The sequence below is a fragment of the Jeotgalicoccus psychrophilus DSM 19085 genome, assembly GCF_000425845.1.
Classification (GTDB): domain Bacteria; phylum Bacillota; class Bacilli; order Staphylococcales; family Salinicoccaceae; genus Jeotgalicoccus; species Jeotgalicoccus psychrophilus.
Window position 1 is genome coordinate 99,477 of record NZ_KE384464.1, and the last position, 26,366, is coordinate 125,842.

The 26,366-nt window shown below is 42.0% G+C and carries 29 protein-coding genes, 1 tRNA gene and 1 other RNA gene; 27 read left to right on the plus strand and 4 right to left on the minus strand.

The annotated features are described in order from the left end of the window. Positions 1-87 precede the first annotated feature (87 nt). From hprK to whiA, 8 genes are all read left to right on the plus strand, one after another. Positions 88-1,017: an HPr(Ser) kinase/phosphatase gene (gene hprK / locus H625_RS0110790; protein WP_026859919.1), complete on the plus strand. Its 930-nt coding sequence runs from the start codon at positions 88-90 to the stop codon at positions 1,015-1,017. Further along, positions 1,014-1,904: a prolipoprotein diacylglyceryl transferase gene (lgt, locus tag H625_RS0110795; protein WP_026859920.1), complete on the plus strand. Its 891-nt coding sequence runs from the start codon at positions 1,014-1,016 to the stop codon at positions 1,902-1,904. Before hprK ends, lgt begins: the two co-directional genes overlap by 4 nt. 1 nt (position 1,905) lies before the next feature. Next, positions 1,906-2,388, plus strand: coding sequence for an acyltransferase (locus tag H625_RS13675; RefSeq protein WP_156897229.1), 483 nt, complete (start codon positions 1,906-1,908; stop codon positions 2,386-2,388). Continuing rightward, positions 2,388-3,809, plus strand: a complete 1,422-nt coding sequence (locus H625_RS13500; protein WP_156897230.1) for a tetratricopeptide repeat protein — start codon at positions 2,388-2,390, stop codon at positions 3,807-3,809. The genes H625_RS13675 and H625_RS13500 overlap by 1 nt, the downstream gene beginning before the upstream one ends. A 64-nt stretch (positions 3,810-3,873) precedes the next feature. Further along, positions 3,874-4,809 carry a thioredoxin-disulfide reductase gene (trxB, locus tag H625_RS0110805; protein WP_026859921.1) on the plus strand — a complete coding sequence of 312 codons (936 nt, stop codon included), beginning with the start codon at positions 3,874-3,876 and terminating at the stop codon, positions 4,807-4,809. Between the two features lie 104 nt (positions 4,810-4,913). Continuing rightward, the gene (rapZ, locus tag H625_RS0110810) at positions 4,914-5,798 is read left to right on the plus strand and encodes an RNase adapter RapZ (protein WP_026859922.1); all 885 of its coding nucleotides are present in this window, start codon (positions 4,914-4,916) and stop codon (positions 5,796-5,798) included. Continuing rightward, entirely contained in the window at positions 5,785-6,759 is a 975-nt protein-coding gene (locus H625_RS0110815) for a gluconeogenesis factor YvcK family protein (protein WP_026859923.1), read from the plus strand. The genes rapZ and H625_RS0110815 overlap by 14 nt, the downstream gene beginning before the upstream one ends. 27 nt (positions 6,760-6,786) lie before the next feature. Next, positions 6,787-7,731, plus strand: coding sequence for a DNA-binding protein WhiA (whiA, locus tag H625_RS0110820; protein WP_026859924.1), 945 nt, complete (start codon positions 6,787-6,789; stop codon positions 7,729-7,731). Positions 7,732-7,819: 88 nt separating this feature from the next. Here whiA and H625_RS0110825 read toward each other — a convergent pair whose 3' ends face one another. Both H625_RS0110825 and clpP read right to left on the minus strand, forming a co-directional pair. Next, the gene (locus H625_RS0110825) at positions 7,820-8,731 is read right to left on the minus strand and encodes a TIGR01777 family oxidoreductase (protein ID WP_026859925.1); all 912 of its coding nucleotides are present in this window, start codon (positions 8,729-8,731) and stop codon (positions 7,820-7,822) included. Between the two features lie 92 nt (positions 8,732-8,823). Beyond that, positions 8,824-9,408 (minus strand): ATP-dependent Clp endopeptidase proteolytic subunit ClpP, encoded by a 585-nt coding sequence (clpP, locus tag H625_RS0110830; protein ID WP_026859926.1) that lies wholly within the window; start codon positions 9,406-9,408, stop codon positions 8,824-8,826. A gap of 196 nt (positions 9,409-9,604) precedes the next feature. On the opposite strand from clpP, the gene H625_RS0110835 reads away from it, so the two are divergent. From H625_RS0110835 to H625_RS13680, 9 genes are all read left to right on the plus strand, one after another. Next, positions 9,605-9,676, plus strand: a tRNA-Arg gene (locus H625_RS0110835). 11 nt (positions 9,677-9,687) lie between these two features. Continuing rightward, positions 9,688-10,485, plus strand: a complete 798-nt coding sequence (locus H625_RS13065; RefSeq protein WP_169516144.1) for a threonine/serine exporter family protein — start codon at positions 9,688-9,690, stop codon at positions 10,483-10,485. Between the two features lie 10 nt (positions 10,486-10,495). Then, entirely contained in the window at positions 10,496-10,957 is a 462-nt protein-coding gene (locus H625_RS0110845) for a threonine/serine exporter family protein (protein ID WP_026859927.1), read from the plus strand. Between the two features lie 3 nt (positions 10,958-10,960). After that, positions 10,961-11,215, plus strand: a complete 255-nt coding sequence (locus tag H625_RS0110850; RefSeq protein ID WP_026859928.1) for a glutaredoxin family protein — start codon at positions 10,961-10,963, stop codon at positions 11,213-11,215. A 133-nt stretch (positions 11,216-11,348) separates the two neighbouring features. Further along, positions 11,349-12,545 carry a phosphoglycerate kinase gene (locus tag H625_RS0110855; protein ID WP_026859929.1) on the plus strand — a complete coding sequence of 399 codons (1,197 nt, stop codon included), beginning with the start codon at positions 11,349-11,351 and terminating at the stop codon, positions 12,543-12,545. 5 nt (positions 12,546-12,550) lie between these two features. Further along, complete coding sequence (gene tpiA, locus H625_RS0110860) at positions 12,551-13,306, plus strand: triose-phosphate isomerase (RefSeq protein ID WP_026859930.1); 756 nt, start codon at positions 12,551-12,553, stop codon at positions 13,304-13,306. After that, positions 13,303-14,826, plus strand: a complete 1,524-nt coding sequence (gpmI, locus tag H625_RS0110865) for a 2,3-bisphosphoglycerate-independent phosphoglycerate mutase (protein ID WP_026859931.1) — start codon at positions 13,303-13,305, stop codon at positions 14,824-14,826. The genes tpiA and gpmI overlap by 4 nt, the downstream gene beginning before the upstream one ends. A gap of 36 nt (positions 14,827-14,862) precedes the next feature. After that, on the plus strand, positions 14,863-16,161 hold the full coding sequence (gene eno, locus H625_RS0110870; RefSeq protein WP_026859932.1) for a phosphopyruvate hydratase: 1,299 nt from the start codon (positions 14,863-14,865) through the stop codon (positions 16,159-16,161). Positions 16,162-16,282: 121 nt separating this feature from the next. Continuing rightward, positions 16,283-16,435, plus strand: coding sequence for a hypothetical protein (locus H625_RS13680; RefSeq protein WP_169516145.1), 153 nt, complete (start codon positions 16,283-16,285; stop codon positions 16,433-16,435). Positions 16,436-16,795: 360 nt separating this feature from the next. On the opposite strand, the gene H625_RS0110880 is transcribed toward H625_RS13680, so the two are convergent. After that, positions 16,796-17,557, minus strand: a complete 762-nt coding sequence (locus H625_RS0110880) for a nuclease-related domain-containing protein (protein WP_026859933.1) — start codon at positions 17,555-17,557, stop codon at positions 16,796-16,798. 197 nt (positions 17,558-17,754) lie between these two features. On the opposite strand from H625_RS0110880, the gene secG reads away from it, so the two are divergent. The 10 genes from secG (at position 17,755) to H625_RS0110920 (ending at position 25,614) form a co-directional block, all read left to right on the plus strand. Continuing rightward, positions 17,755-17,985 (plus strand): preprotein translocase subunit SecG, encoded by a 231-nt coding sequence (gene secG / locus H625_RS0110885; RefSeq protein ID WP_026859934.1) that lies wholly within the window; start codon positions 17,755-17,757, stop codon positions 17,983-17,985. Between the two features lie 130 nt (positions 17,986-18,115). Beyond that, positions 18,116-18,862, plus strand: coding sequence for an alpha/beta hydrolase (locus tag H625_RS0110890; protein WP_026859935.1), 747 nt, complete (start codon positions 18,116-18,118; stop codon positions 18,860-18,862). A gap of 24 nt (positions 18,863-18,886) precedes the next feature. Beyond that, positions 18,887-21,190 carry a ribonuclease R gene (gene rnr / locus H625_RS0110895; protein ID WP_026859936.1) on the plus strand — a complete coding sequence of 768 codons (2,304 nt, stop codon included), beginning with the start codon at positions 18,887-18,889 and terminating at the stop codon, positions 21,188-21,190. Positions 21,191-21,196: 6 nt separating this feature from the next. Continuing rightward, complete coding sequence (smpB, locus tag H625_RS0110900) at positions 21,197-21,667, plus strand: SsrA-binding protein SmpB (protein ID WP_026859937.1); 471 nt, start codon at positions 21,197-21,199, stop codon at positions 21,665-21,667. Positions 21,668-21,737: 70 nt separating this feature from the next. Next, positions 21,738-22,098: a transfer-messenger RNA gene (gene ssrA, locus H625_RS13505) on the plus strand. Positions 22,099-22,249: 151 nt separating this feature from the next. Further along, positions 22,250-22,504 carry a glycerate kinase gene (locus tag H625_RS14045; RefSeq protein WP_425402157.1) on the plus strand — a complete coding sequence of 85 codons (255 nt, stop codon included), beginning with the start codon at positions 22,250-22,252 and terminating at the stop codon, positions 22,502-22,504. 17 nt (positions 22,505-22,521) lie between these two features. After that, entirely contained in the window at positions 22,522-23,436 is a 915-nt protein-coding gene (locus H625_RS13070) for a glycerate kinase family protein (RefSeq protein ID WP_425402158.1), read from the plus strand. Then, positions 23,433-24,797 (plus strand): SLC13 family permease, encoded by a 1,365-nt coding sequence (locus H625_RS0110910; protein WP_026859938.1) that lies wholly within the window; start codon positions 23,433-23,435, stop codon positions 24,795-24,797. The genes H625_RS13070 and H625_RS0110910 overlap by 4 nt, the downstream gene beginning before the upstream one ends. Positions 24,798-24,882: 85 nt before the next feature. Beyond that, positions 24,883-25,080: a CsbD family protein gene (locus H625_RS0110915; protein ID WP_026859939.1), complete on the plus strand. Its 198-nt coding sequence runs from the start codon at positions 24,883-24,885 to the stop codon at positions 25,078-25,080. A 123-nt stretch (positions 25,081-25,203) separates the two neighbouring features. Then, positions 25,204-25,614 carry an Ohr family peroxiredoxin gene (locus H625_RS0110920; RefSeq protein WP_026859940.1) on the plus strand — a complete coding sequence of 137 codons (411 nt, stop codon included), beginning with the start codon at positions 25,204-25,206 and terminating at the stop codon, positions 25,612-25,614. Positions 25,615-25,748: 134 nt separating this feature from the next. On the opposite strand, the gene H625_RS0110925 is transcribed toward H625_RS0110920, so the two are convergent. Continuing rightward, positions 25,749-26,288, minus strand: a complete 540-nt coding sequence (locus H625_RS0110925) for a hypothetical protein (protein WP_026859941.1) — start codon at positions 26,286-26,288, stop codon at positions 25,749-25,751. Between the last annotated feature and the right edge of the window lie 78 nt (positions 26,289-26,366).

A 26,366-nucleotide genomic window follows, 5' to 3' on the forward strand; every position in this document is an offset into this window, starting at 1 on the left:
GTAAGGGCTGGCGAATGCCAGCCCATTTTTTGCTATAATGTAAGTTACAGTAAACTGATTTAAGAGAAGCCGGCCGGAGGTGCAGGGATGTTAGTAGTAAAAGATTTAGTCGAAGAATTTAACTTAAAAATATGGGGCGGAAATACAGGGCTTGAAAACGAAATTCCAAGCTTTGATTTGTCACGGCCCGGGCTGGAAATTGCGGGATATTTTTCTCACTTTTCATCTGACAGAGTCCAGATACTCGGTATGAAGGAAATTTCATTTTTTGAAAGGGTGCTTTCAGATCAGGAGCGCGAAGACCGTGCAAAACGTCTGTGCAGAAAAGAAACACCGTGTATTATCGTCACACGCAGCCAGCAGCCGCCGCTTGAATTAATCGAAGCGTGCAACCAGACAAATACAGTGCTCTTAATAACAGAAGACAACACGACAAATTTTACGAGCCGTATTACTACATACTTAGAAAAAAAACTGGCTCCCGAAACCAATATGCATGGTGTGCTTGTTGATGTGTACGGTATCGGTGTAATGATTACAGGAGAGAGCGGTATCGGTAAAAGTGAAACTGCGCTCGAACTTGTTAAAAACGGGCACCGTTTAGTTGCGGATGATAACGTTGAAATTAAAGAGGTAACAAAAAATGTGCTGATGGGTTCGGCGCCTGAATTGATTCAGCATCTGCTTGAAATACGCGGTCTCGGAATTATTAACGTCATGACATTGTTCGGAGCAGGGTGCATACTGTCTGAAAAACGTATTATGCTGAATGTTCATCTGGAAAACTGGACTGATAATAATACATACGACCGTCTCGGCCTTGAAGATAAAAAAATTAAGATTTTAAATTCAGAAGTGACAAAAAAAGTAATTCCGATTCGCCCGGGACGAAGTCTCGCAGGCATTATCGAAGTTGCAGCTATGAACCACCGTCTAAATCAGATGGGGCATAACGCAGCGGTTGAATTTAACGACCGTTTAAATGAAAAGATTAAAAACAACGGAGGCAACTCATGATGATTTTAAACGCCGCCATCGATCCGGTGGCAATATCGCTCGGACCGTTGTCCGTTCACTGGTATGGAATTATTATATTAACCGGTATGATACTCGGATACGTTTTAGCAAACAGGGAAACGATAAAAAAAGGACTTCCTGAAGATTTATTTATGGATTTAATGATGTATATCATTATTTTCTCTCTTATCGGTGCACGTCTGTACTATGTCTTCTTCAATCTTGACCATTATTTCTTTAACCCGCTTGATATTATCAAAGTGTGGGAAGGCGGCATGGCAATTCACGGCGGTCTGATCGGCGGATTCCTTGCCGGTATAATCTATACGAGAGTGAAAGGCTACAGTTTTTTCCAGGTGGCGGATATCGCAGCTCCGAGCATACTGCTCGGTCAGGCAATCGGGCGCTGGGGAAACTTTATTAACCAGGAAGCTCACGGCGGGCCGGTAGCAAGAGAGTTTCTCGAGAACTTAATGATTCCAGAATTTATTATTAATCATATGAATATCGATGGCACTTACTATCATCCGACATTTTTATACGAATCGGTATGGAGTATAATCGGCGTTATTATCTTATTTATAATACGTGCGAAATTACCACTCGGGCACACAGTTCTAGTTTATTTGATATACTATTCAGTCGGCCGGTTCTTTATCGAAGGCATGCGCACGGACAGTTTAATGATCGGCGATATGCTCCGGACAGCACAAGTTATTTCGGTCATCGCGATAATTGCGGCAATCGCAATTATGATTTACCGTCAGCAGAGGTACGATTTGCCTAAATACGGCGCCGTATACGGCAATTACGCAGCTAAAGATGAACCTAAACACAATAAGAAATCATCAACAGTAGTGAATAAGAAGAAAAAAAGGAAGAAGTAGCATGAGGAAATTAACCCGGCATACGGGCTTTAAAATAAATCCGCTGTGGCATTTATACCGCACTGTATCGATAGTTAAAGTTGCTAAAAACTTTATCGTTATAGAAACGGGCCGATTTTTACCGTCGACTAAGCTGAAACATAAATTATACCGGCGTTTTCTGAATATAAATTTGGGCGAACACGTATCATTTGCGTATAAAGCGATGCCTGATTTAATGTTTCCGGAATTGATTACAATCGGAAAAAATTCGATTATCGGTTATAATGCAACGATACTGACACACGAATATTTAACGGATGAATATAGAATCGGCAAAGTCAATATCGGTGAAAATACGATGATCGGTGCGAATACAACAATTCTGCCGGGCGTTAAAATAGGCAGCGGTGTAAAAATCGGGGCAGGTACAGTAGTTTCAAAAGACGTTCCCGATAATGCACTCGTCTACGGCAATCCAATGATTATAAGGGAGAGAACATAATGACTAATAAAAAAGTAATCTCTCTCGATCAAAACGGAGAGCATTACTACAGGCAGGGTATAAAAAAAAGACAGCAGAATAATAAAAAAGACGCACTCCAGCTCTTAAAAAAAGCACACGATAAAAACCCGGACAATGCGGATTATTTATCTGAGTATGTATATGTCATGGCTGAAAATGGATTCGGCAACGAAGCGGAGCACTTAATTATCGAAGCATTCGTCAATGATGATTACAAACCGGAGTACTTTTATATATTAAGTCAGATTAATATTATTAAACACGATGCAAATAAAGCATTTTTATATGGTGTGCAATATTCTACTTACCACCCCGATACAGATTACGGGGATAAGCTTGAAGAAATGTTCGATGTGGAAATCGATGATGAGGACGAACTTGAAAAAGAAGCAGAACGATTTATCGGCCAGCAGATTTTCCAGCATTTATTTATGAACGCAAAAGTTTCAGAGTCACTTGATTACCTCGATTCATTGCCGATGGACATACAGCAGGAACGCGAGTTCAGAAATTTAAAAGCGATGGCTTACTTATTTTTAAATAAGTATGAAGATGCTGAAGTACTGCTTCGGCAACTCTTGGAAGACGATCAGACAGATATGCATGCACTCAGCCATATGACGCTGCTGCATTATCATACTGAGCAGTTTGATGAGTATGAAGCGTATTTGAAAAAACTTGAAATCGTTGAGCCACTTGATGACGATGCACGATTTAAAGTCGGACTGGTATTAAATTTTCTGCAGAAGTATGAACATTCATATAAATTGCTCTTCCCGCTTTACAAAAAGCAGAAAATAATCAATTTCCAGCTGCTGCATGCACTTAGTTTTTCGAGTCATCATCTAGGCATGCATGAAGCATCGAAAATATACTGGACACGCATGCAGAATTTCCATCCGGTGGATGAGAAGTTCAGTCCGTGGAATAAACAAAAAGCCGCAAATAAAATACTCGCACTGGAAAGTATGTATCTGCATGATGAAGATCAGCACAAACGACTGCTCGCCTTATATTTAATAAGTAAAATAGAACCGCGCGAAGCAATTATTGGTTTATCGATATGGGATCATATTGAAACGCTGGATGACTATGAAAAACTGTATGTGACATTTTTATTCCAAGGGTTGAAACTGGTCCGTCTTGGACAGATGCATATCGGACTGGAACTGCTATATGACTTATCATTCAGAGATGAAGAGACATTGCTGATGTGGATTAACTTGTTTCATGATCTGTATGAAAAGCATAAAGAGTTTGACGATATTGAAAGCCATACCGCAGCAGCGCTGTATTTATATCCCGGGGGACGCAAGCTGACTAAAAAAGGCGTCGCTGAAATGTTTAATACGACAGTTTACAGACTTAATAAAGCAATAGAGAGAATAAAGCAGATATAATGATTTACGGGCAGAAAGCCTATATAATTAATTATATGTAGTAATTTTTTAAAGGAGAACGATTATGGAAGAAAAAACGATATATGACGTAGTAATAATCGGTGCAGGACCTGCAGGCATGACAGCAGCAGTCTATGCCTCACGTGCAGAGCTTAAAACAGTAATGCTTGAACGCGGTGTGCCAGGCGGACAAATGGCGAACACTGAAGAAGTAGAAAACTTCCCGGGCTTCAGTATGATTACAGGACCGGAATTATCTTCTAAAATGTTTGAGCACTCGCAGAAATTCGGTGCAGAATACAAGTACGGCGATATTAAAAGCGTTGAACTTGACGGCGACATTAAAATATTGAAAACATCGTCTGAAGACATTTATACGAAAAGTGTTGTTATTGCAACAGGCGCAGAATATAAAACAATCGGCGTACCAGGTGAAGATCTGCTTCGCGGACGCGGTGTGAGCTACTGTGCAGTATGTGACGGCGCATTCTTTAAAGAGCGCGAGCTTGTCGTTATCGGCGGCGGGGACTCAGCTGTTGAAGAGGGTGTATTCCTGACTAAATACGCGAGCAAAGTGACAATTGTTCACCGTCGTGATGAGCTCCGTGCTCAGAAAATTTTACAGGACCGTGCATTTAAAAATGATAAAATTAATTTTATCTGGGATACAGAACTGCAGTCAATTAACGGTGAAAGCCGCGTAGAATCAGTAACGCTGAAAAATAAAAATACAGGTGAATCATATGACTTTGATGCACAGGGTGTCTTTATTTATATCGGTATGCTGCCGCTGACATCACCGTTTAAAGACCTCGGTATTTTAAATGATGACGGCTATATCGTCACGAATGAAGAAATGGAAACTGAAATTCCGGGCATATTTGCCGCAGGAGATGTTAGAGAGAAATCACTCCGTCAGATTGTTACAGCGACAGGCGACGGCAGTCTTGCAGCGCAAAATGCTCAGCATTATCTTGAGAAGCTGGAAGACAATGAATAATTAATAGTATCAAATCCCCCGTAAGGGGGTTTTTTCGTAACGTTATCCGTTATAATATAAGTGAATGGCAAGATTGAAAATAAGTAAATTTGAGGGTGTGCTTTATGAAAAATTTAATCATAATTACAGGTATGAGCGGTTCAGGAAAATCTGTTGCACTGGAAGCAATTGAAGATACAGGCTATTTTTGTATCGACAATCTTCCCCCGATTCTTATTCCAAAAGTCGTAGAATTAATGGAGTCCACTGACGGTAAAATGAACAAAGTCGCACTCGGCATCGATTTACGGGGCAAAGAGTTTTTCGATGATTTAATTCAAAAACTGGAGACAGTTCTTAATAATGAAAGTATTATGCTGCGTATTGTATTTCTCGATACGGATGATGAGAGACTCGTCAGCCGCTACAAAGAAACGCGGCGCTCCCACCCGTTAAACGAAGGAGTTTCCGTACTTCAAGCAATTAAAAAAGAACGTGACATACTCGATGACTTAAAAGGACGGGCATCCGTAATAATCGATACGACGGATCTGTCACCGAAAGAGCTGAGAGACCGTATCTTCACTTTATATTCAGGCGGGCGTGAAGAATTTTTTGCTGTCAATGTACTGAGCTTCGGTTTTAAACATGGAATTCCAATCGATGCGGATTTAATGTTCGATGTTCGTTTCCTGCCGAACCCCTTTTATATTCCGGAGTACCGTCCTTTAACCGGGCTGAATTCAGAAGTCTATGACTACGTCATGAAGTGGCAGGATACTGATACGTTTTACGAAAAACTGTACGATATGATTAAATATTTAATTCCTCAATATATAAAAGAAGGAAAATCCCAGCTCACGATTGCGATAGGGTGCACAGGCGGACAGCATCGTTCTGTTGCATTGTCTGAACGCCTTGCACAAGATCTGAAGAATAAGTTCGCATTTTCGATTAACACTACCCACCGTGATGCAGCGATAGAAGGAACACTGAATGAAAAAGATTAAAATCGCAATTATCGGCGGGGGCACGGGTCTGGCAGTTTTATCGCGCGGCTTAAAAGAATATCCGATGGATATTTCTGCGATAGTATCGGTAGCGGATGATGGTGGGTCAACCGGAATTATCCGCGATCAGATCGATATGCCTGCACCCGGAGATATCAGAAACGTAATGTCTGCTTTAAGTGAAGTGGAGAGCAAGCTCGAGCATTTGTTTACGTACCGCTTTAAAAAAGATGAAATATCAGGACATTCTCTCGGTAATTTAATGCTCGCTGCGATGTATGATATCAGCGGTGATTTTGCGACTGCGGTCAGCGAGCTGTCAAAAATATTAAACGTTAAGGGTACAGTAATTCCGTCGACAAATGTCAGCCCTAAGCTCGCAGCAAGAATGGCCGATGATTCGATTATTATCGGTGAAAGCTATATTCCGAAAGTGCAAAAAGAAATTAAGGAAATGTACTTAATACCGACGAATATCGATGCGACACCAGCTGCGGTGGAAGCGATACTGGAAGCGGATATTATCGTGCTCGGTCCGGGCTCATTATATACGAGCATCATTCCGAATCTGCTGCCAAAAGGCATTGCCGAAGCAGTGACAGAATCAGCAGGTATTAAAGTATACGTCTCGAACCTTTTGGAACAGCCGGGTGAGACGATGGGCATGTCAGCCTACGATCATCTTTATGCGATTGAAAAGCATTTGAAGGCACGTGTCATTGACTATGTTATTTTAAACGAACAGGACGTCAATGAAGAAATGGCGGATACTTATAAAAATAGAGGCGTCGAAACTATTAGAAGCGAGCGGGATAAACTGGAAGCGCACGGGGTGACAGTTATCACAGATGATGAACTGATTATCGTTGATGAAGAACGTGTTGTGCGTCATAACAATGAAAAACTCGCTGAAATTATATACGATATTGTGATTGATCAAACCGAGACATTGAAGTATTAGGAAAGATTTTGAAAGGAACGTGGTAGCATGTCATTTGCTTCCGAAATGAAAAATGAACTAACGAGAATTGAAGTGGACGAGTGCTGCATGAAGAGCGAACTGTCCGCATTAATAAAAATGAACGGCGCGGTCAGTTACTTTGATGGGCAATGGGTTATTAACGTACAGACTGAAAATGCTGCGATTGCACGCCGTATTTTCACGCTGATTAAAAATGTATACAGAATAGAAATTGATTTGCTTGTAAGAAAAAAGATGAAGCTGAAAAAGAACAACGTCTATATTTGCCGCATTAAAAAAGAATCTAAAGATGTGCTCGCAGATTTGGATATTTTTTCAGGCGGTATACTGACGAATACAATTACCGATGAAATTAAAAACAAGGAATGCTGCAGAAGAAGCTACTTAAGAGGTGCATTTCTTGCCGGAGGTTCTGTCAATAACCCGGAAACATCGGCATATCATTTAGAGATTGGCTCGCTGTATGAAGAACATGCACAGGCAATTACAGATCTGATGAACAGCTACGAATTGAATGCTAAATATATAGACCGTAAACGCGGCTATATTATTTATTTAAAAGAGGCAGAGAAAATTGCAGAATTTTTAAGTCTTATCGGCGGTTATCAGGCACTATTAAAATTTGAAGATATACGTATCGTTAGAGATATGCGCAACTCGGTTAACCGTCTCGTTAACTGTGAGACAGCTAACTTAAACAAAACAATTAACGCTTCGATGCGCCAGGTGGAGAACATTAAATTTATCGATGCAGAAATTGGTATCGATGAACTGCCGGAGCGCTTAAGAGAAGTCGCGCGTATCCGCGTTGAACATCAGGATATGACCTTAAAAGAAATCGGCGAAGCTGTGTCAACTGGCGCGATATCAAAATCAGGTATCAATCACCGTCTGAGAAAACTCGATGAAATCGCAGATAAACTGCGAAGCGGGGACGAACTCGTACTTTAAAATAGCTTACTAAATAAAAAATCGCACTTGCTTCCCTTCGAAGGAATTCAAGTGCGATTTTTATTTGTATATTCTTCTAAGTGTTTTATTAACTGTAAATGTCTTCAATCGCCTGCTCTAATGTTGGATACAGATATTTAAAATCGCTGTTTAACAGCACGCGCGGATGAACTTTCTGTCCTTCAGTAACGAGCAGGGCACGTTCTCCGAGTACTTTATCGATTAAGAAGGCGGGTGTTTTAAAGAAGTTCGGCTTGCCAAGGACAGCGCTCAGCACTTTTGAAAATTCATGCTGTCTGACCTGTACAGGAGCCGTGACATTCACCGGGCCGCTGACTTCCTGATTCACACCGATAAACAAGAGGGCGTTAATGACATCGTCGATATGCACCCACGAGTACCACTGCTTGCCCGTCCCGATGTCGCCGCCGATATTTGCTTTATACAGCTTCGCCATCGTCGGCAGAGCACCGTTGTCTTTATCAAGAACTAAACCGAAGCGGGAGTAAACGACGCGAATGCCGAGCATTTCTAATTTTGCTGCCGCCGCTTCCCACTGGTTAACTACATCCGATAAAAAGTTTGTCGAAGATAGTTTGTCGAATTCATCATATTCCACGATTTCACTTGTCGGATAATAGCCGACCGCACTCGCGTTTATGAATGCGAGCGGTTTAATACCGGATTTTTCCAGCCACTTGCAAAGCATATTGGTCATATTCAGTCTACTCGACAGAATTAATTCTTTATATTCTTCTGTCCATTTGTTATTCAAAGATGCGCCTGCCAAATTGTACACAAGATCAAAATCATCCGGTAGGTCTTTAGTCCAGTCCAAATTGTTAAAGTTATTATCATCGTATTTAATATAATGTATATATGGGTGCTCTGACGTCTGTTCCTGACGGGTTAAAATATAAACGTGATGGCGGTCTTTTCGGAATGCGTGTGTTAATTTGGAACCGATAAAACCTGTGCCGCCTGTGATGAGAATGTTCAAATGTTTGACCTCCCAGTATATAAGATTACTTTTATTTTAATTGAAAAAAGAGTTTAAGTCACGTATGTGACTTAAACTCTAAAATAATCATCTTATTTTTCCGGTTCCATAACATGGTCGATCAAACCGTATTCTTTAGCTTGTTCAGCAGTCATGAAGTTATCGCGGTCAGTATCTTTTTCGATTTTTTCAAGCGGCTGGCCTGTGCGGTCAGCTAAAATCTGATTTAATTTCTCGCGGGTTTTTAAAATGTGTTTTGCTGCGATCTCAATTTCAGTTGCCTGACCCTGAGCGCCGCCAAGCGGCTGGTGAATCATAATTTCAGCATTAGGAAGCGCGTAACGTTTTCCTTTAGCGCCTGCAGTTAACAGGAATGAACCCATTGAAGCTGCAAGTCCAAGGCTGATTGTCTGTACATCCGGTTTAATGTGCTGGATTGTATCATAGATCGCCATGCCTGCAGTCACACTGCCGCCTGGTGAGTTAATATAAAGATAAATATCTTTTTCAGAGTCCTGAGCTTGTAAGAATAACAGCTGGCTGACTACCGAGTTTGCAACGTTATCATCGATTGCACTCCCGATCATAATGATTCTATCTTTTAATAGTCTTGAATAAATATCGTAAGCACGCTCGCCACGATTTGTCTGTTCAATAACTGTAGGTATTAAATTCATAATATTGCCTCCTGTTTTTGTGAACTAATTTAATTGATATTATATTTATAACACATTAGTCAAATAAGGTCAAAAGAAAGAACTTCTGCTGTGAATCACTTTATCATATTATTTAATTACGCATTTCGTCAATAATTAGTCTTTATTACTCACAGCTTCCTTGCTATAATGAAATGTGCTTAATTTATATTATTCTACCCCCGTGGTGTAATGGATAACACGTAAGATTCCGGTTCTTAAGATGGGAGTTCAATTCTTCTCGGGGGTGCTAAAAAAGAGGTGGGCGAGTTGTCATTCGAAGAACTTGAAACAGTCGATAAACCCGATGATAGTTTAGACGAAGCCTTTGTCCGAAAAGTGTTCTTTGTCTGTTTAAACAGCGGGAAAATTTTACTTGAAAGCGGTGCGGAAACGTATCGTATCGAAGATACGATGGTCCGTATGGCCGGTAACTATGGTATCGATAATGTTCAGGTTTTTGTAACGACAACGGTAATTATTCTGTCGATGAATGATTACGCCCTGTCTCAAACTATAAGAATCGATGAACGTGCAAATAATTTACAAAAAGTCGTGAATATTAACGACTTATCAAGAAGCATTTCCAAAGGTTTGCCGATAAAGGATGCAATTAAGACTATAGAAAACATTCACGAAACTGAAATGTTTCCATTCTGGCTGGTCGTATTTACCGGTGGGATGGTTGCCATTATGTTTCTGCTTCTGTTTAACGGTGCGCCGGTCGATATTCCGGTCGCAGCTGCCGGAGGTATGGCGGGTGTGCTGATTACAGAAAGCATTCAGCGCTATACTAAAATAAAGTTTTTTAACGAGTTCTTTGCGGCGTTCTTTATCGCTGTAATATCTGTATTATATGTGGAATTCGGTCCGGGAGCAGCACTGGAAACTATTATTATTGCGGCAGTGATGCCACTCGTTCCCGGTGTGCTTATTACAAATGCAATACGTGAAATGATTCGCGGTCATCTGATGGCAGGAACGATGAAAGGCGCTGAGGCCTCGCTTACAGCGATTGCAATCGGTGCCGGAGTCGGCCTCGTATTCATGGCGGTCTAGGAGGGGAACAATGTTATATGCAGTTCAATTTATACTTAGTTTCTTCGCCTCTGCAGGATTCGGCATACTGTTTAATGCACCGAGAAGAACGATACTCGCCGGCGGAATGAGCGGTGCTTTCGGCTGGCTGATGTACTTTATCGCGACCGAGAACGATATACAGGCGGTCATCGCTTCGTTTTTAGGTGCGATTGTACTGACTGCACTATCGATAATGAGCTCCCGTAAACTGAGAGCGCCGATTATTATTTTTATTACATGCGGCATTATTCCTCTTGTACCTGGCGGTCTGGCCTACAATGCTATGCGGAGTGTGGTGCTTGAGAATTACGACATGGCACTTGCCTACGGATTTCAAGTAGCCCTCGTGTCGCTGGCAATTGCAATGGGAATTATTTCAACCGAGATGATAGATTCATTATTTCAGACATTGAAACGTAAAGTTAAAAATATGCGGAAGAAAGAGGTTTAACTAATGCTGAATCTTACTTATTACACTCGCGACAACTGCCACTTGTGTAATGAAGGAAAACTGCAGATCAGACTGGCATTGTCTGAACTGAGAGATAACGTAGTGAAACTGACAGAAGTGAATATCGATAACGACGATGAACTGCAAGAAGAATACATGGTCCGCATTCCCGTTCTAAGTGACGGCGGCAATGTGATTCAAGAAGGCGTTCTCGACTTTGTAACTATATACGATTACGTAAAAGGCAATTATAAATAATAGATTTAAGAAGAGCGGCGGACCGAAATAGTCTGCTGCTTTTTTAATAGAATGTACTTAAAATATTTTTAATGTTTTAATAAGCAGGCGAGATATGTATAATTAAAGTGAATATAAATTTGGAGGCGCATTCATGAAGAAGACTCTTGAAGATGTTGAATTAAAAGGCAAAAAGGTATTAATACGGGCAGATTTTAACGTACCGATGAAGAACGGAAAAATTACAGATGATACACGTATTAAAGCTGCTGTAAAAACAATTTCCTACGTTTTAGCAAAAGGTGGAAAAGTAATCTTATTTTCACACCTGGGGCGTATTGAAACTAAAGAGGACAAGCGTGAATATTCATTAGCGCCGGTTGCTGAGCGTTTAAGCGAGATTATGGGTAAAGAAGTTCTGTTCAGTGATAAAACACGAGGCAAAGATCTTGAAGAAGGTATCGGGGAGCTTAAAAATGGTGAGGTCCTGATGGTGCAAAATACGCGTTACGAAGATCTGCACAACTCGAAAGAAAGTAGAAATGATGCTGTGCTTGGCAAGTACTGGGCATCGCTCGGCGATCTGTTTGTTAATGATGCGTTTGGTACAGCGCACCGCGAACATGCGTCAAATGTCGGGATCAGTGAGCACCTGCCTACTGTATCCGGGTTTTTAATGCAGAAAGAAATTGAGTTTATCGGCGGAGCTGTCGATAATCCTAAAACACCATTCGCAGCAATTTTAGGCGGAGCAAAAGTATCCGACAAAATTAACGTCATCGACAACCTGATTAATAAAGCGGATAAGATTTTAATCGGCGGTGGCATGGCTAACACTTTCTTAAAAGCGCAGGGGCATTCAATTGGCACGTCATTAGTGGAGGAAGACAATATTAAAATTGCCGAGGAGCTGCTCGAAAAAGCCGATGGTAAATTAATACTGCCTGTTGACGTTGTTGTCGCTGCAGAATTTTCAAATGAGGCAGAACACAGCAACGTTTCGGTGGATAACATTCCGGATGATATGATGGCCCTCGATATTGGTACAGAAACAGTTAAGTTATATGAAGAGGCGCTTAAAGGAGCGAAAACAGTCGTCTGGAACGGACCGATGGGCGTTTTTGAGATGTCAAACTTTGCACAAGGTACAGTCGGTGTCTGTCAGGCAATCGCAGAACTTGAAGATGCGGTTACAATTATCGGCGGCGGAGATTCTGCAAACGCAGCGCAAGTCCTTGGATTTGCTGATCAATTCAGCCACATTTCAACAGGCGGCGGTGCATCGTTAGAATACTTAGAAGGTAAGGAATTGCCGGGTCTGAAGGCAATCGATAACGCTGAGGAGGAGTAAGTCATATGCGTACACCATTTATTGCAGGAAACTGGAAAATGAATATGACAGTATCAGAAGCATCGGATTTTGCTGAAGAACTGTTAAAACTTAATCTGAAGGAAGGCGTAGAGGCGGTAATTTGTGCGCCTTTTATCGACCTGCCTGTACTTGTTGAAAAATTTAAAGAAACGAATGTTAAAATCGGAGCACAGAATGTCTACTACGAACAAAATGGCGCATTCACGGGAGAAATCTCAGCTTTGATGCTTCAGAATTTAGGCATCGATTACGTTATTGCGGGGCATTCTGAAAGAAGAGAACTTTTTGGAGAGTCTGACAGCGACGTTAATAAGAAAGTGCATGCTGTGATTGAGGCAGGCATGGTGCCGATTATTTGTGTCGGTGAGACAGAAAAAGAGCGCGAAAGCGGCGAGCATGAAGTGAAAGTTGCACGCCAGATTAAAGCGGCTCTTGAAGGTATTAAAGCTGAAGCGGCAGACGAACTTGTTATCGCTTATGAACCGATTTGGGCGATTGGCACAGGGAAAAGTGCAACGAGCGACGATGCTAACAAGATGTGCCGTTTGATCAGAAGTGAAATTGAAAAACTTTATAACGCGGAAACTGCAGAGCATGTACGTATTTTATACGGCGGTTCTGTTAAACCTGCAACGATTGAAGACTTGATGTCTAAGAGCGATGTAGACGGTGCGTTAGTCGGCGGCGCTTCATTGAAGACTGAAGATTATACGGCGTTAATCTCAGGAGCAGCGCAATGAAAAAGCCTGCTGCCTTAATTATTCTGGACGGTTTTGCCGAACGTGATGAAAAGTTCGGCAATGCAATTGCGCATGCAGAGATGCCGAACTTTAAAAGATATAAGGATGAATACCCGTATGGCAGGTTAAGTGCTTGCGGTCTCGATGTCGGTCTGCCTGAAGGGCAGATGGGCAACTCCGAAGTCGGTCATTTAAATATTGGTGCAGGACGCGTTGTGTATCAGAGTTTAACGCGCATCAATAAGGCGATTGAAGATGGCGAGTTTCATCAGAATGAAGTGCTGTTAAGCGCGCTTAAACATGCGAAGACAAATAATAGCAAACTGCACATTATGGGACTTTTGAGCGACGGGGGTGTGCATTCTCATTACAGTCATCTGTTTGAAGTGCTGAAAATGGCCAAAATTAATGGCCTTAATGATGTGCATGTACACGGATTTTTAGACGGGCGCGACGTGAGTAAAGCGTCGGCCCTGACCTACATAGAAGAGACGGAGCGACAGTTTGAGGACATTGGTGTCGGCAGCTTTGCAACAGTGAGCGGCCGCTACTACGCAATGGATCGCGACAAACGCTGGGACCGCGAACAGCTTGCATACGATGCACTGGTTCACGGAAAAGGAACGGTTTTCCCTACTGCTGCTGCGGGTATTGAGGCAAGTTACCACGATGAGGTGTTCGATGAATTCGTTGAGCCGTTTATCGTTAATGAACTGGGGACTGTCGGTAATAATGATGCAGTTATTTTTATTAACTTCAGACCGGACCGTGCAGCGCAATTGTCGGAAGCATTTACGGCTTCGGCATTTGATGGTTTCGACTGCGGCGGGACAATCGATAATTTAAAATTCGTTACATTTACAAAATACAGCGAAGCCGTTTTGGCGGATGTAGTATTTGATAAAATGGACTTGGTTAATACGCTGGGTGAAGTCGTATCTGATGCCGGGAAAACTCAGCTCCGCATTGCGGAAACTGAAAAATACCCGCATGTGACGTACTTTATGAACGGTGGGGGTCATGATGAATTTGACGGCGAATCGCGTATTTTAGTCAATTCACCTAAAGTGGCGACATATAATCTGCAGCCGGAAATGAGCATTTATGAAGTGACGGACCAGCTGCTTGGTGCATTGGATGAGGGGAACCTCGACATGGTGATTTTAAACTTTGCGAATCCGGACATGGTCGGCCACAGCGGTATGCTTGAACCGACGGTCAAAGCGCTTGAAGCGGTAGACGAATGTCTCGGTAAAGTAGTCGATAAAATTATCGCCCAGGATGGCACTGCGATTATTACAGCCGATCACGGCAACGCGGACGAAGTGGTGACGATGGCAGGCGAGCCGATGACGGCACATACGGTTAATCCGGTGCCGGTGATTGTTACGGACAAGTCTGTTATGCTGCGTGAAGGCGGACGTTTATCAGACTTAGCACCGACGATGCTTGATATAATGACGATTAATCAGCCTGAAGATATGACAGGTAAGAGCCTTTTAATTAAAAATACGTTATAATAAATTCGAACTTAACTAATAAAGGAGTAGGATGACATGCCATTAATTACAGACGTATATGCACGTGAAGTTTTAGACTCTAGAGGAAACCCGACAATCGAGGTTGAAGTGTTAACAGAAAGCGGCGCTTTTGGCCGGGCACTCGTTCCTTCAGGCGCTTCAACAGGGGAACATGAAGCGGTAGAACTTCGTGATGGTGATTCATCACGCTTCTTAGGCAAAGGTGTAGAGCAGGCAGTAGAAAATGTTAACTCAATTATTGCACCTGAATTAATCGATGGGGAATTCACTGTCTTAGAACAGGTTTCAATCGATAAAATGCTTATTCAGTTAGACGGGACGAAAAATAAAGAAAAATTAGGCGCTAACGCTATATTAGGTGTATCAATTGCCGTAGCGAAAGCAGCAGCAGATGTTCTCGGCCAGCCTTTATATAAATACTTAGGCGGATTTAATGCGGTGCAGCTTCCTGTACCGATGATGAATATTATTAACGGCGGCGAGCACGCTGACAACAGTATCGACATTCAGGAATTTATGATTATGCCTGTCGGCGCATCTACCTTTAAAGAAGCACTCCGCATGGGCACGGAAATTTTCCATCACCTTGCGAAAGTTTTATCAACTAAAGGCTACAGCACTGCAGTCGGTGACGAAGGCGGATTCGCTCCAAACCTGAAATCGAACGAAGAAGCTTTAGAAGTAATCGGCGAAGCAGTTGCTGCTGCAGGTTACGAGCTCGGTTCTGATATCGTTCTTGCGATGGACGCAGCTTCAAGCGAATTCTTTAACAAAGAAACGGGCAACTACGAGCTTAAAGGTGAGGGTAAAACTTACTCGTCAGAAGAACTTGTTAACTGGTACGGTGAACTTGTTAATAAGTATCCAATCATTTCAATCGAAGACGGGTTAGACGAAAACGACTGGGCAGGCACGAAGTTACTGACTGACAAAATTGGCGATAAAGTCCAGCTTGTCGGAGACGACCTGTTCGTTACAAACACTGAGAAGTTAGTTCAGGGAATTGAACAGGGCGTTGCAAACTCAATTTTAGTTAAAGTAAACCAAATCGGTACGCTGACGGAAACATTCGAAGCAATCGAAGTCGCACAGCGCGCAGGTTACACAGCAGTCATCTCACACCGCTCAGGTGAAACAGAAGATACGACAATCGCTGACATAGCTGTCGCAACAAACGCCGGTCAAATCAAAACAGGTGCACCATCACGCACAGACCGCGTAGCAAAATACAACCAGCTGCTCCGCATCGAAGACGAATTATACGAAACGGGCACATACAAAGGCCTGGCATCATTTTATAACTTGAATAAATAAGTGATATAAGTGGAAAACCCCTCGTGAGAGGGGTTTTTGTTTTGTGGTGGATAGGATAGTGAGAGCAGAGATGAGCAAGGTGGGTCAAAAAGTGATGAGCTTGCTCATAATTGGTGTGTAAATGAGCAAGATGGATCAAAAAGTGATGAGCTTGCTCATAATTGGCGTGGAAATGAGCAAGATGGATCAAAAAGTGATGACCTTGCTCATAATTGGTGCGTCAATGAGCAAGGTGGGTCAAAAAGTGATGACCTTGCTCATAATTGGTGCGTAAATGAGCAAGGTGGGTCAAAAAGTGATGACCTTGCTCATAATTGGTGTGTAAATAAGCAAGATGGATCAAAAAGTGATGACCTTGCTCATAATTGGTGCGTCAATGAGCAAGATGGATCAAAAAGTGATGACCTTGCTCATAAAATATGTGAAAGGGTGCAGACGATAGATGAAAATAAAAATTCCACTCAAAAACGCAATTTTTGTAAGTTGAGTATTTATTAGAATAATATTTTACCTTCGCGTTTATACTTGCGTACTGTGGAGCTGCTGACAACACCTCCACTTAACTTAGAAATCTTGGCGGCTGACACTTCCCATGATTCATTTAAAGTTTTCAATTCATCAATGAGTACCAGAACTATTTCGAAAGTACTAAATGTTTTAGTACATGAACGACAGCAATATTTATATGAATTAACCCGCTCCAGCTCCGCGACCGAATCGCACTGATAACAAAAGACGCCGGGAGGAGCTCCTCAAAGCAAACGTTCGCCGGCAAGTCGTACATGGATTTCTTCAAACGGCGGCTGTCCAGATAGCTTGAGAGAGCACTTTGGTCATAACGATTGGATACACAAATACCGCCTAGCCGCCGGTGTGTATTGCTCGGCACCAGCAGATTTTCTAAATTTGGCATATTGTAAATAGTTTGCCGCGGATTTACAAAAACTAGGTGCGAGGTGATGTCGTAGTTAAATCCGCCGGACCGAAGCAGAAAGTCGAGCGAAGTCCGCTGGCGGTTGACCTGCATGCTTAAGTCTTTGTATTCCCGGCCGCCGGTGAAGTGCCAGGACTTCGCACCGTAGACTAAATCAAAACCGAAGTTTTTCACTTCGAATGTATAAATACGATCACCGGCGACAAGCACGTTATCAATCTGAACTTCGCTCAAACCGCTGGCCACCTTCATCGTCGTCGCACCAGGATCAATTTTAAAGCGGTAATCTTTTAAATGGTATACATCGAGTTCCTGCACAAGCTCTTCGAGAAGTTTATCGAAACCGAGCTCTCCAGCGTAGCCGCGATGCAATTTATCCCTTTCTTTTTCTTCGGTCTCACCGAGAATTGTCCGCCTTGATAAAATCTGCAATTGTTTAAATTTTAATGGAATTATACGCATAGTATTAACATAGAATATAAGTGAATTATCTCCAAATGACAAAAATTCAAAAAATGAATTGTAAAATAGACAGTTCTTGCAAAATCACTCACTGCCCCTAATGTAACAACTACATTACAAAACTGCTGTTTACATTGCACATACAGTAAATTTTTGGTACTATTTATACTGTTAATATAAATCGGAGGGGTATCTTCATGCAGACACTACTCATCGTTCTGTTAATCATCGTGTGTATATCGCTTATCGCTGTAGTGTTACTACAATCCGGAAAAAGTGCCGGCCTGTCAGGAGCAATCGGCGGTGGTGCTGAGCAAATGTTCGGTAAGCAAAAAGCGCGCGGAATGGATCTTGTTCTACATAGAGCAACTGTAATTTTATCAATTCTATTCTTTATGATTATGCTGTTACTGACATACTTAGGTTAATACGATAAAGGGTGAGCCCGAATCCGATTAATACAGGATTCAGGCTCTTTTTTTATGATTGGAACGATGATTCTTTAGTATCACAGAAATTTAGCGTACAATAAAAGTAACACTATTTTGAGGTGACCTCATGAATATTAAATTACCTGAGAAATTTTACTTTAAAGAGCCGAGCGGCGATAATGCAGTTCTTCTGCTGCACGGTTTTACGGGCAACACGTCTGATGTGAGACAGCTCGGCCGGTATCTTCAGAAAAAGGGAATGACTTCTTATTCGATAAACTACGAAGGCCACGCGGAACATCCGAAGAAGATTACAGAATCTTCTCCGTTCGTCTGGTATAAACAGGTGGTTGAAGCGTACGATTTTCTAAGAGATGAGGGCTACAGTAATATTTTTGTAGCCGGTGTATCAATCGGTGGTGTAATGGCGCTGCGCCTCACGTTGGAGCGCGATGTTACGGGGCTCAGTACGATTTGCAGTCCAATGTATATGAAGGAATCTTCGAAGTTGTACGCGCAGTTTATCGGGTATGCAGAAAAGTATTTGAAGATGTTTGAAAACAAAACGCCTGAGCAAATAAAAAAAGAGACTGAAAATCTTAAGATGACAGGGACTTTTGATGATATCAGCACGTTTATTAATATGGTAAGAGGGAATTTAGATGATGTTAATGTCCCGCTGTTTGTGGCCCAGGCAACGCATGATAAAGTAATTGACCGAGACAGTGCAAATGTTATTTTTAACAGGACAGGGACTGAAGAAAAAGAAATTAAATGGTACGATAAAGGCGGTCACGTACTGACTATAGATGAAAGCAAGGAAGAATTATTTGAAGATATATACAATTTTATTGAGCAGCACGAATTACAGTAATAACAATAGATATGGAGGATTACAATGAGAGACTTTAAAGAAGAAATACTAGCCATTGTAAATAGCGATGACTACAAACCGATGACAATTGATGAGTTTAAAGAATCTTTTGGAGCGGATGACTCGGATGAATTCAAAGATATGGTGAAAACTTTAGTCTCTCTTGAAGAGTCCGGTAAATTAGTCCGAACGAAGAAAGACAAATATATGAAATCACCTGACTCAAACAAAGTGAAGGGTACTTTATCAATGCACAAACGCGGCTTTGGATTTTTACGTCCTGAGGAAGAAGAAATAGAGGATATTTTTATTCCGCCGACAGCAGTAAATGGTGCATTTGACGGTGATACGGTACTGGTTGAAGTCGAGAAGAGTACACGCGGCGATAAAACAGAAGGCCACGTGGTAAGCATTCTTGAGCGCGGAGTAACGAAATTCGTCGGAGAGTACAGTGCAAATGTTAACTATGGTTTCGTTGTGCCTGACTCGAAGACATTTAAAACCGATGTGTTTATTCCGAGAAATAATAATCTCGGTGCAATTGACGGCCACAAAGTGCTCGTTGAAATTACGAAGTTCCCGGATAATCCCGACCAAGGCAATCCGGAAGGCCACGTCGTTCAAATTCTCGGCCATAAAAATGATCCGGGAGTAGATATTTTATCGATTATATACCAGCACGGCATCGACATTGATTTCCCTGATGAAGTCCTGGAACAGGCTGAAGCAATACCTGACGAGATTAATCAGGATGATACTAAAGGCAGAGTCGATTTAAGAGACGACTTTACGATTACGATTGACGGCGCAGATGCGAAAGACCTTGATGATGCTGTCAGTGTGAAGAAATTGGATAACGGCAACTTCGAACTGACTGTCAGTATTGCCGACGTGAGTCATTATATTACGAAGAATTCGGCCATGGATGAAGAAGCGTATCACCGCGGCACGAGTGTTTATTTAGTTGACCGCGTAATTCCGATGATTCCGCACCGTTTATCAAATGGAATCTGTTCGTTAAATCCGCATGTCGACCGTCTGACACTGAGCTGCCGTATGGAATTTACACCGGGCGGTAAAGCGGTGGATCACGAAATTTTTGAGAGTGTAATTAATTCAGATTACCGTATGACTTACGGTGATGTGAATCTGATGCTGACAGATAAAGACGAGAGCGTTATTAATGAGTTTAAAGAAGTGTATGAGCCGCTCTTGGAAGCTGAAGCACTTGCAGCAGCATTGCGCGCTAAACGCGAAGGCCGAGGCGCTATCGATTTTGATTTCGATGAAGCAGCTGTAGTTGTCGGCGAAGACGGCACACCTGAAGATATCGTCTTAAGAAATCGTGGTACGGGCGAGAAAATGATTGAAGAATTTATGCTTGCAGCAAACGAAGCGGTCGCAGAGCACTTCCATTGGATGGATGTACCGTTTATGTACCGTATTCACGAAGAGCCAAAAGAAGAGAAACTGAACAAGTTCTTTGATTTCCTGACAGGTTTTGGTGTTGTAGTTAAAGGTAAAGGCAATCAGATTCATCCTCATGCACTGCAGGAAATTATTGAAGAAGTTAAAGGCCGTCCGGAAGAAATGGTTATTTCAATGCTGATGCTGCGCTCGATGCAGCAGGCGAAATATTCACCGGAGTCTCTCGGTCACTTCGGACTGTCGACTGAGTTTTACACTCACTTTACGTCACCGATTCGCCGTTATCCCGACTTAATTGTTCACCGTTTAATACGTGAATATCTATTTAACGGGAAAACAGATGCGAAGACAATCCGACGCAATAAGAGCGAACTGCCTGAGATTGCCAAGCATACTTCAGAAAGAGAGCGCCGCGCCCAGGATGCTGAGCGCGACACTGATGATCTGAAGAAAGCGGAATTCATGCTGAAACATGTTGGCGAGACTTTCGAAGGTGTCGTAGCCGGAGTAATGAACTTCGGTATGTTCGTTGAACTGCCTAATACAATTGAAGGACTTGTTCACGTCAGCCATATGACTGATGATCATTACAATTTCAATGAACGTGCCATGGCAATGATTGGGGAGCGTACAGGTACTCAGTTCCGTATCGGCGATAAAGTTGAAATAGAAGTGCTTGGTGTAAACCTTGAAGAACGCTTAATAGACTTTAAAGTTGTCGGCATGCCTGACAGAAAACGTCCGGAAAGAAGAAGCGCACCTGTTACCATTAAAGGTGATGCCAGAGATAACAAAAAAGAAAAAACACGCTCACGTGAAAAGAAAGGGAGCTTTAGTAAAGGCGGCAAGAAAAAACCTTTCTATAAATCTGTGGCGAAAAAAGGGAACGGAAAGAAGTAGAGGCTTATGAGTAAACACAACCAGAAGACTAAGCCGCTGGCACAAAACCGCAAAGCGAGTCATGATTACTCGATCGATGACACGATTGAAGCGGGCATTGTGCTGAGCGGTACAGAAATTAAATCAATACGACGGGGCTCAGCGAACTTAAAAGACTCGTATGCGCGTGTTTATCAGAATGAAATGTATGCCTACAACATGCACATTGCACCGTACGAAGAGGGCAACCGTTTTAATCACGAACCCTTGCGCACACGCAAGCTGCTCCTGCACCGTAAGGAAATTAATAAACTCAGAGGGCATCTTGATGCCCCGGGTAATGCGATTATTCCGCTGAAACTGTATATAAAGAACGGCATGTGCAAAGTGCTGTTAGGAGTTGCAACTGGTAAGAAAAAATACGATAAACGCGAAGATCTGAAGAAGAAACAAATGAAACGCGAAATTGACCGTGCAATGAAAGAGCAGTTCCGTTAATTTGTCAATGGGTTTTTATCGTGTTATAATATTAAGTGCTCGACGAAATACGTCGGTATTTAATTAATCCGGGGACGTTCCGGATTCGACAGGGGCTATTCGGGCATTTTAAGCGTGTCGGAGGTTTCGGCTTCGTCATCAACGATACTCAGTTATAATAACTGGCAAACAAAACAATTTCGCAGTAGCTGCCTAAGAGCGCTCTGCATCATCCCATGAGCTTTCCTATGGCCCGTGACGATGATCCAATTGAAATAGGATACGCTCTTTAATCTGCGGTCGGAAGATTGAGAGAAGAGATTAATCGGACTAGCATGGAATGAGGTTCGTTCATTACCATCATCCATGTGAAACTCAATAATGGACTACACACGTAGAAAGAAATGTTGCGAGGTCTCTGGACGCGGGTTCAACTCCCGCCGTCTCCATACTAAGACTCAATCCTTAAAGGGATTGGGTCTTTTTTTGTTTTATTAATATTTTATTCGAGTCATTTAATTAACCTTTAATCATTCGTCTACCGATTCATAACTTTTCCTGTGTAATTTATGTGTTAACACATCAAAGAAAGGGAGATATATTATGAAGATGGTAGTTATCCCATCGGGGTTTAAAGAATCTTTAAGTTCAGAAGAGGTAGGGTTTGCAATTGAAAAGGGAATTAACCGTGTCAGCAGAGAACACGATGTTATTGTGATTCCGATGGCTGACGGCGGGGAGGGTTTTGTTGAAACAATTGTTAAGTTAAAAAAAGGGGAAATTGTTAATACGGCAGTGACAGGACCGGTCGGTAAGAAAATAAATTCTTTCTTCGGTATTTTCTATGAAACGGTGTGAAAACTGCAGTAATAGAAATGGCTGCGATTGCAGGACTCCGCCACGTGCCGTATGATCAGAGAAATCCTTTATATACGACGACATACGGTATCGGTGAAACGATTATTGAAGCGCTGAACAATAACGCCGAGAGAATTTTAATCGGCTGCGGCGATTCAGGTACTTCGGACGGCGGTAGCGGGATGGCGCAAGCTATCGGTGTTAAGTTTTACGATAAAAATAATGAACTGTTAAATATTACAGGTGGTGTGGATATCGGTAATATTCACCATATTGATATGTCTGAAATTGATCCGCACATCCAGAATGTAAGTATAGATGTTGCAGTAAACTGGAAAAATGTACTCTGCAGTGAAAGTGGTGTGGCGAAAGTTTTCGGTCCTCAAAAAGGAGCGTCAAAAGAAGATGTGCAGCTCTTATCGAACAACTTCGACCATTTAGCGAAACTGCTTAAACAGCTGACCGGCACTGATTTATCATATGTAAACGGAGGCGGTGCATCAGGCGGTCTCGGTGCTGGGCTTGCGGGATTTATCGGTGCGGAGCTTCATCCGCGCTTTGATATTATACGCAAGTATATAGAGATATCTGATGCGATTCAGACCGCGGATATCGTAATTACCGCTGAAGGATGTATCGATTATCAGACGCCAAACGATAAAATACCGTCTGAAGTGGCGCGCATCGCAAAACAATATGATAAACCTGTTATTGCGTTTGCCGGAACAATCGGTAAAAAAGCGAGTCTGAACTATGAAAGCGGCATCGATGCGTATGCGAGTATTATTCCAAAACCGGCAACACTTGAAAAGTCCATGACAGACGCAGCGAAATGGCTTGAAAAATGCACAGAGAATACGATACGTCAAATTATGATTGGTACACAGCTAGCCCGGAATATTGAAGAATCCCCGGAGCAGTCCGTTAAATGACACTTAAATATAAAGTGCTGGGTATCGTATTTATACTGATTGCTGTGCTGATCGGTCTGTTAAAGGAATTGGATTACCTCGGTTCCTTAAGTTTTATCATATTTATATTTGCGCTAGGCATGTTTATATTTTCCAGTCTGCCTGCAGGACTCGTTGCATGGCTGTCGTTATGTGCCGGGGTTCTCTTTGGGCTGCCGGAAGAAATTATCTTTGAATCATTTAATGTCGATATTGTATGGCTGATGATTGGAGCATTTATAATTGCGGAAGTATTGGTCAAAAGCGGGCTGCTCAGCCGATTGACGCAATGGATAGAGCGACACTGTTATACGAAAGGGCGCGTGACATTCTTTACGTTTTTATTGATTCAGATACTGTCAGTCGCTGTGCCATCTACGTCGGGCAGAGCATCCGCAATGCTGCCTGTCTACAATATTTTAAGCGGCAGATTTCATCATCATAAGAAATTTTTCGGGATAGGAATACCGGTTCTGATTCTGATGGGGGCGAATACGACACTGCTTGGTGCAGGGAGTCATATTATTGGTATTGGAATTCTAAGTACGCAGACCGGCGAATCAATATCATATGTCGAGTTTTTAATATACGCGATGCCTTTTGGGCTGATCGTCGGACTGATAACTCTATTTATATTAAAAATGATGTACTTTAAAGATTTTGGCTATGACTTCGAAGTTAAATCTGAACAAGAGAAAAGACCTTTTACTGAAAGAGAGAAATCTGCACTGATTTTGGTCGGGATTACAATCCTGCTCTGGCTCGGTGAACCGGTTCATGGACTCGATATCGCATTTGTCACAATACTAATGAGCTTAATAATGATGCTGCCTCACTTTAAGTTAATCAGCTGGAAAGAAGGGCTCTCAAGCGTGTCATGGAGTTTAATATTCTTCGTTGCGGGTGCAGCAGCACTGGGTAAGCTGCTGGTTGATTACGGAGTAACGGATTATTTTCAATATATATTAATGACTTTATTCAGCGGATTGAATGTCACGTCGGAACTGACGATTCTCTTAATCATTATATTAATCAGTGTGTTATCGCATATTCTGATTACGAGCCATACGACACGGGCAGTAGTTTTAATACCGGTATTTATAATACTGGCAGAATCATTTAATTTAAATACACAGGCAGCGGTATTTATCGCGCTGCTAGGAATTAATTTCTGTGTGACGCTGCCGGTCAGCTCAAAAGCGCTGCTGATATTTTACGAAAGTGAAGACCGTCCGTTTGAAAGCCGGGAACTGATGAGGATGAGTATGATGCTTCTGCCTGTCTATATTGTGCTGATGATTTTAACGTATTATATGTACTGGCAGCATATCGGCTCGAATTAATTTAAATTTATGTTTAAGCTGCATCTGAGTGGGAATATACTAACTGTACAAAAAATACTATTTATTTAATTAAGGAGTGTTTTAAATGGCAGAAAAAGATAGCAAGTTCGAACAGTTAAAAGGTAATGCTAAAGAGACAATAGGTAACGCAGTAGGAAACGAGAAGATGGAAAAAGAAGGCATGCAGGAAAAAGCTGCTGGTAAAGCGAAAGAATACGTAGAAAAAGGTACCGATAAAGCTAACGAATCTATCGATAACTTTTCTGACAAATTTAAAAAATAATATTTACAAAAATGGAGCTGTATGAATTACGGCTTTATTTTTGTGATTAAATACTATGTTTGGATTAAAGTACAATTCGAGAGTAAGATTGAACTGATACTAAAATATTAGGAGGCATTTATAATGGCAGTTAAATATGAAATCAATGCAGTAAACACAGGCGGCCGTAAAGGTCATGTTACAACAGGCGACAAAGCAATCGATTCACCGGTAATTCCGCCGGATCAAAGTGGCGAGGGTGTTAACCCTGAACAATTATTCGCTGCAGGTTATGCATCATGCTTTAATGGCGCATTCGACTTAATGATTAAAAAAGGCGGCGTTCGTAACGCAGAGCCGGAAGTTGATTTGACAGTACGTCTTGAAGAAGACGGCGAAGGCGTTAAACTTGGTGTAGATATTAAAGCTAAAGTTAAAAACATGTCTCAGGAAGACGCAGAAAAATATTTAGAGCAGGCACACGATTTCTGCCCGTACTCTAAAGCAACACGCGGCAATATCGACGTGGATCTATCAGTAGAAGTAGTAGAATAATTATAATAGAACAAAAAGAAGAGTCCGTGAGGGCTCTTCTTTTTGTTGCTGCCGGATATAGGGGGCTTGAGAGGTGATATATCTCCACGGCGGCACAGAATACGTGAGAGCACGCCACCAGAGTCAAAACTAATTTACTCTATCTCTACATCAAATATCGCATTCTCACCTGAATCGTTCATCAGAGGCTCGAATACAGCAACCACATCTTCAGGCGCCTTGACTAATCCGTAGGCCATGTGACCGGTGATACTTTCTCCTGGAGCAAGATCAGCAGGCAGGGCGCTGTCCATGTCATAGCTTCTTACGTGTTCACCGCCTGCTTCCAATGTTATATCGCGTCCTGCAGGAAATACTTCATCACTACCATTTTCGTAGGTAACATCCAGCACGAGTACGCCGCTGACGTCGATAATACTGGTGTCATTGCGTTCATCTGTTAAGTAGGCATCGTTTATAGTCACTGTAATGCCGTTAAGCTCAACTGCCTCGCCGATTTGGTAGTTGTCTGTTTCTGCTGCTTCGCCTGCTTCTTCATCGACTTCGTCAATTTCAACAACTTCCACTTCTTCATTATCTGATGATATTTCCGGTTCTTCGTCATTCTCTCCACTGCTGCATGCTGACATAAATAATGCTGCAGCCAGTGCTGGCATAAAGATAAACTTTTTCATTTACTTTAACCTCCGGGATACTATAATGGTTTTATGATACCATTAGATTGAAATATCTATCAATCGCATTCAGTACGT

What these genes read in the sequence shown, in the direction of transcription:
- secG (WP_026859934.1), top strand. Translation starts at nt 17,755, where the DNA reads ATGCAGACACTACTCATCGTTCTGTTAATCATCGTGTGTATATCGCTT.
- tpiA (WP_026859930.1), top strand. Translation starts at nt 12,551, where the DNA reads ATGCGTACACCATTTATTGCAGGAAACTGGAAAATGAATATGACAGTA.
- eno (WP_026859932.1), top strand. Translation starts at nt 14,863, where the DNA reads ATGCCATTAATTACAGACGTATATGCACGTGAAGTTTTAGACTCTAGA.
- hprK (WP_026859919.1), top strand. Translation starts at nt 88, where the DNA reads ATGTTAGTAGTAAAAGATTTAGTCGAAGAATTTAACTTAAAAATATGG.
- H625_RS0110815 (WP_026859923.1), top strand. Translation starts at nt 5,785, where the DNA reads ATGAAAAAGATTAAAATCGCAATTATCGGCGGGGGCACGGGTCTGGCA.
- H625_RS0110915 (WP_026859939.1), top strand. Translation starts at nt 24,883, where the DNA reads ATGGCAGAAAAAGATAGCAAGTTCGAACAGTTAAAAGGTAATGCTAAA.
- H625_RS0110910 (WP_026859938.1), top strand. Translation starts at nt 23,433, where the DNA reads ATGACACTTAAATATAAAGTGCTGGGTATCGTATTTATACTGATTGCT.
- H625_RS0110920 (WP_026859940.1), top strand. Translation starts at nt 25,204, where the DNA reads ATGGCAGTTAAATATGAAATCAATGCAGTAAACACAGGCGGCCGTAAA.
- H625_RS0110925 (WP_026859941.1), bottom strand. Translation starts at nt 26,288, where the DNA reads ATGAAAAAGTTTATCTTTATGCCAGCACTGGCTGCAGCATTATTTATG.
- smpB (WP_026859937.1), top strand. Translation starts at nt 21,197, where the DNA reads ATGAGTAAACACAACCAGAAGACTAAGCCGCTGGCACAAAACCGCAAA.
- rnr (WP_026859936.1), top strand. Translation starts at nt 18,887, where the DNA reads ATGAGAGACTTTAAAGAAGAAATACTAGCCATTGTAAATAGCGATGAC.
- H625_RS0110855 (WP_026859929.1), top strand. Translation starts at nt 11,349, where the DNA reads ATGAAGAAGACTCTTGAAGATGTTGAATTAAAAGGCAAAAAGGTATTA.
- H625_RS0110850 (WP_026859928.1), top strand. Translation starts at nt 10,961, where the DNA reads ATGCTGAATCTTACTTATTACACTCGCGACAACTGCCACTTGTGTAAT.
- trxB (WP_026859921.1), top strand. Translation starts at nt 3,874, where the DNA reads ATGGAAGAAAAAACGATATATGACGTAGTAATAATCGGTGCAGGACCT.
- H625_RS0110890 (WP_026859935.1), top strand. Translation starts at nt 18,116, where the DNA reads ATGAATATTAAATTACCTGAGAAATTTTACTTTAAAGAGCCGAGCGGC.
- H625_RS13500 (WP_156897230.1), top strand. Translation starts at nt 2,388, where the DNA reads ATGACTAATAAAAAAGTAATCTCTCTCGATCAAAACGGAGAGCATTAC.
- whiA (WP_026859924.1), top strand. Translation starts at nt 6,787, where the DNA reads ATGTCATTTGCTTCCGAAATGAAAAATGAACTAACGAGAATTGAAGTG.
- H625_RS14045 (WP_425402157.1), top strand. Translation starts at nt 22,250, where the DNA reads ATGAAGATGGTAGTTATCCCATCGGGGTTTAAAGAATCTTTAAGTTCA.
- clpP (WP_026859926.1), bottom strand. Translation starts at nt 9,408, where the DNA reads ATGAATTTAATACCTACAGTTATTGAACAGACAAATCGTGGCGAGCGT.
- lgt (WP_026859920.1), top strand. Translation starts at nt 1,014, where the DNA reads ATGATGATTTTAAACGCCGCCATCGATCCGGTGGCAATATCGCTCGGA.
- H625_RS13070 (WP_425402158.1), top strand. Translation starts at nt 22,522, where the DNA reads ATGGCTGCGATTGCAGGACTCCGCCACGTGCCGTATGATCAGAGAAAT.
- H625_RS13680 (WP_169516145.1), top strand. Translation starts at nt 16,283, where the DNA reads ATGAGCAAGATGGATCAAAAAGTGATGAGCTTGCTCATAATTGGCGTG.
- rapZ (WP_026859922.1), top strand. Translation starts at nt 4,914, where the DNA reads ATGAAAAATTTAATCATAATTACAGGTATGAGCGGTTCAGGAAAATCT.
- gpmI (WP_026859931.1), top strand. Translation starts at nt 13,303, where the DNA reads ATGAAAAAGCCTGCTGCCTTAATTATTCTGGACGGTTTTGCCGAACGT.
- H625_RS13675 (WP_156897229.1), top strand. Translation starts at nt 1,906, where the DNA reads ATGAGGAAATTAACCCGGCATACGGGCTTTAAAATAAATCCGCTGTGG.
- H625_RS0110845 (WP_026859927.1), top strand. Translation starts at nt 10,496, where the DNA reads ATGTTATATGCAGTTCAATTTATACTTAGTTTCTTCGCCTCTGCAGGA.
- H625_RS0110880 (WP_026859933.1), bottom strand. Translation starts at nt 17,557, where the DNA reads ATGCGTATAATTCCATTAAAATTTAAACAATTGCAGATTTTATCAAGG.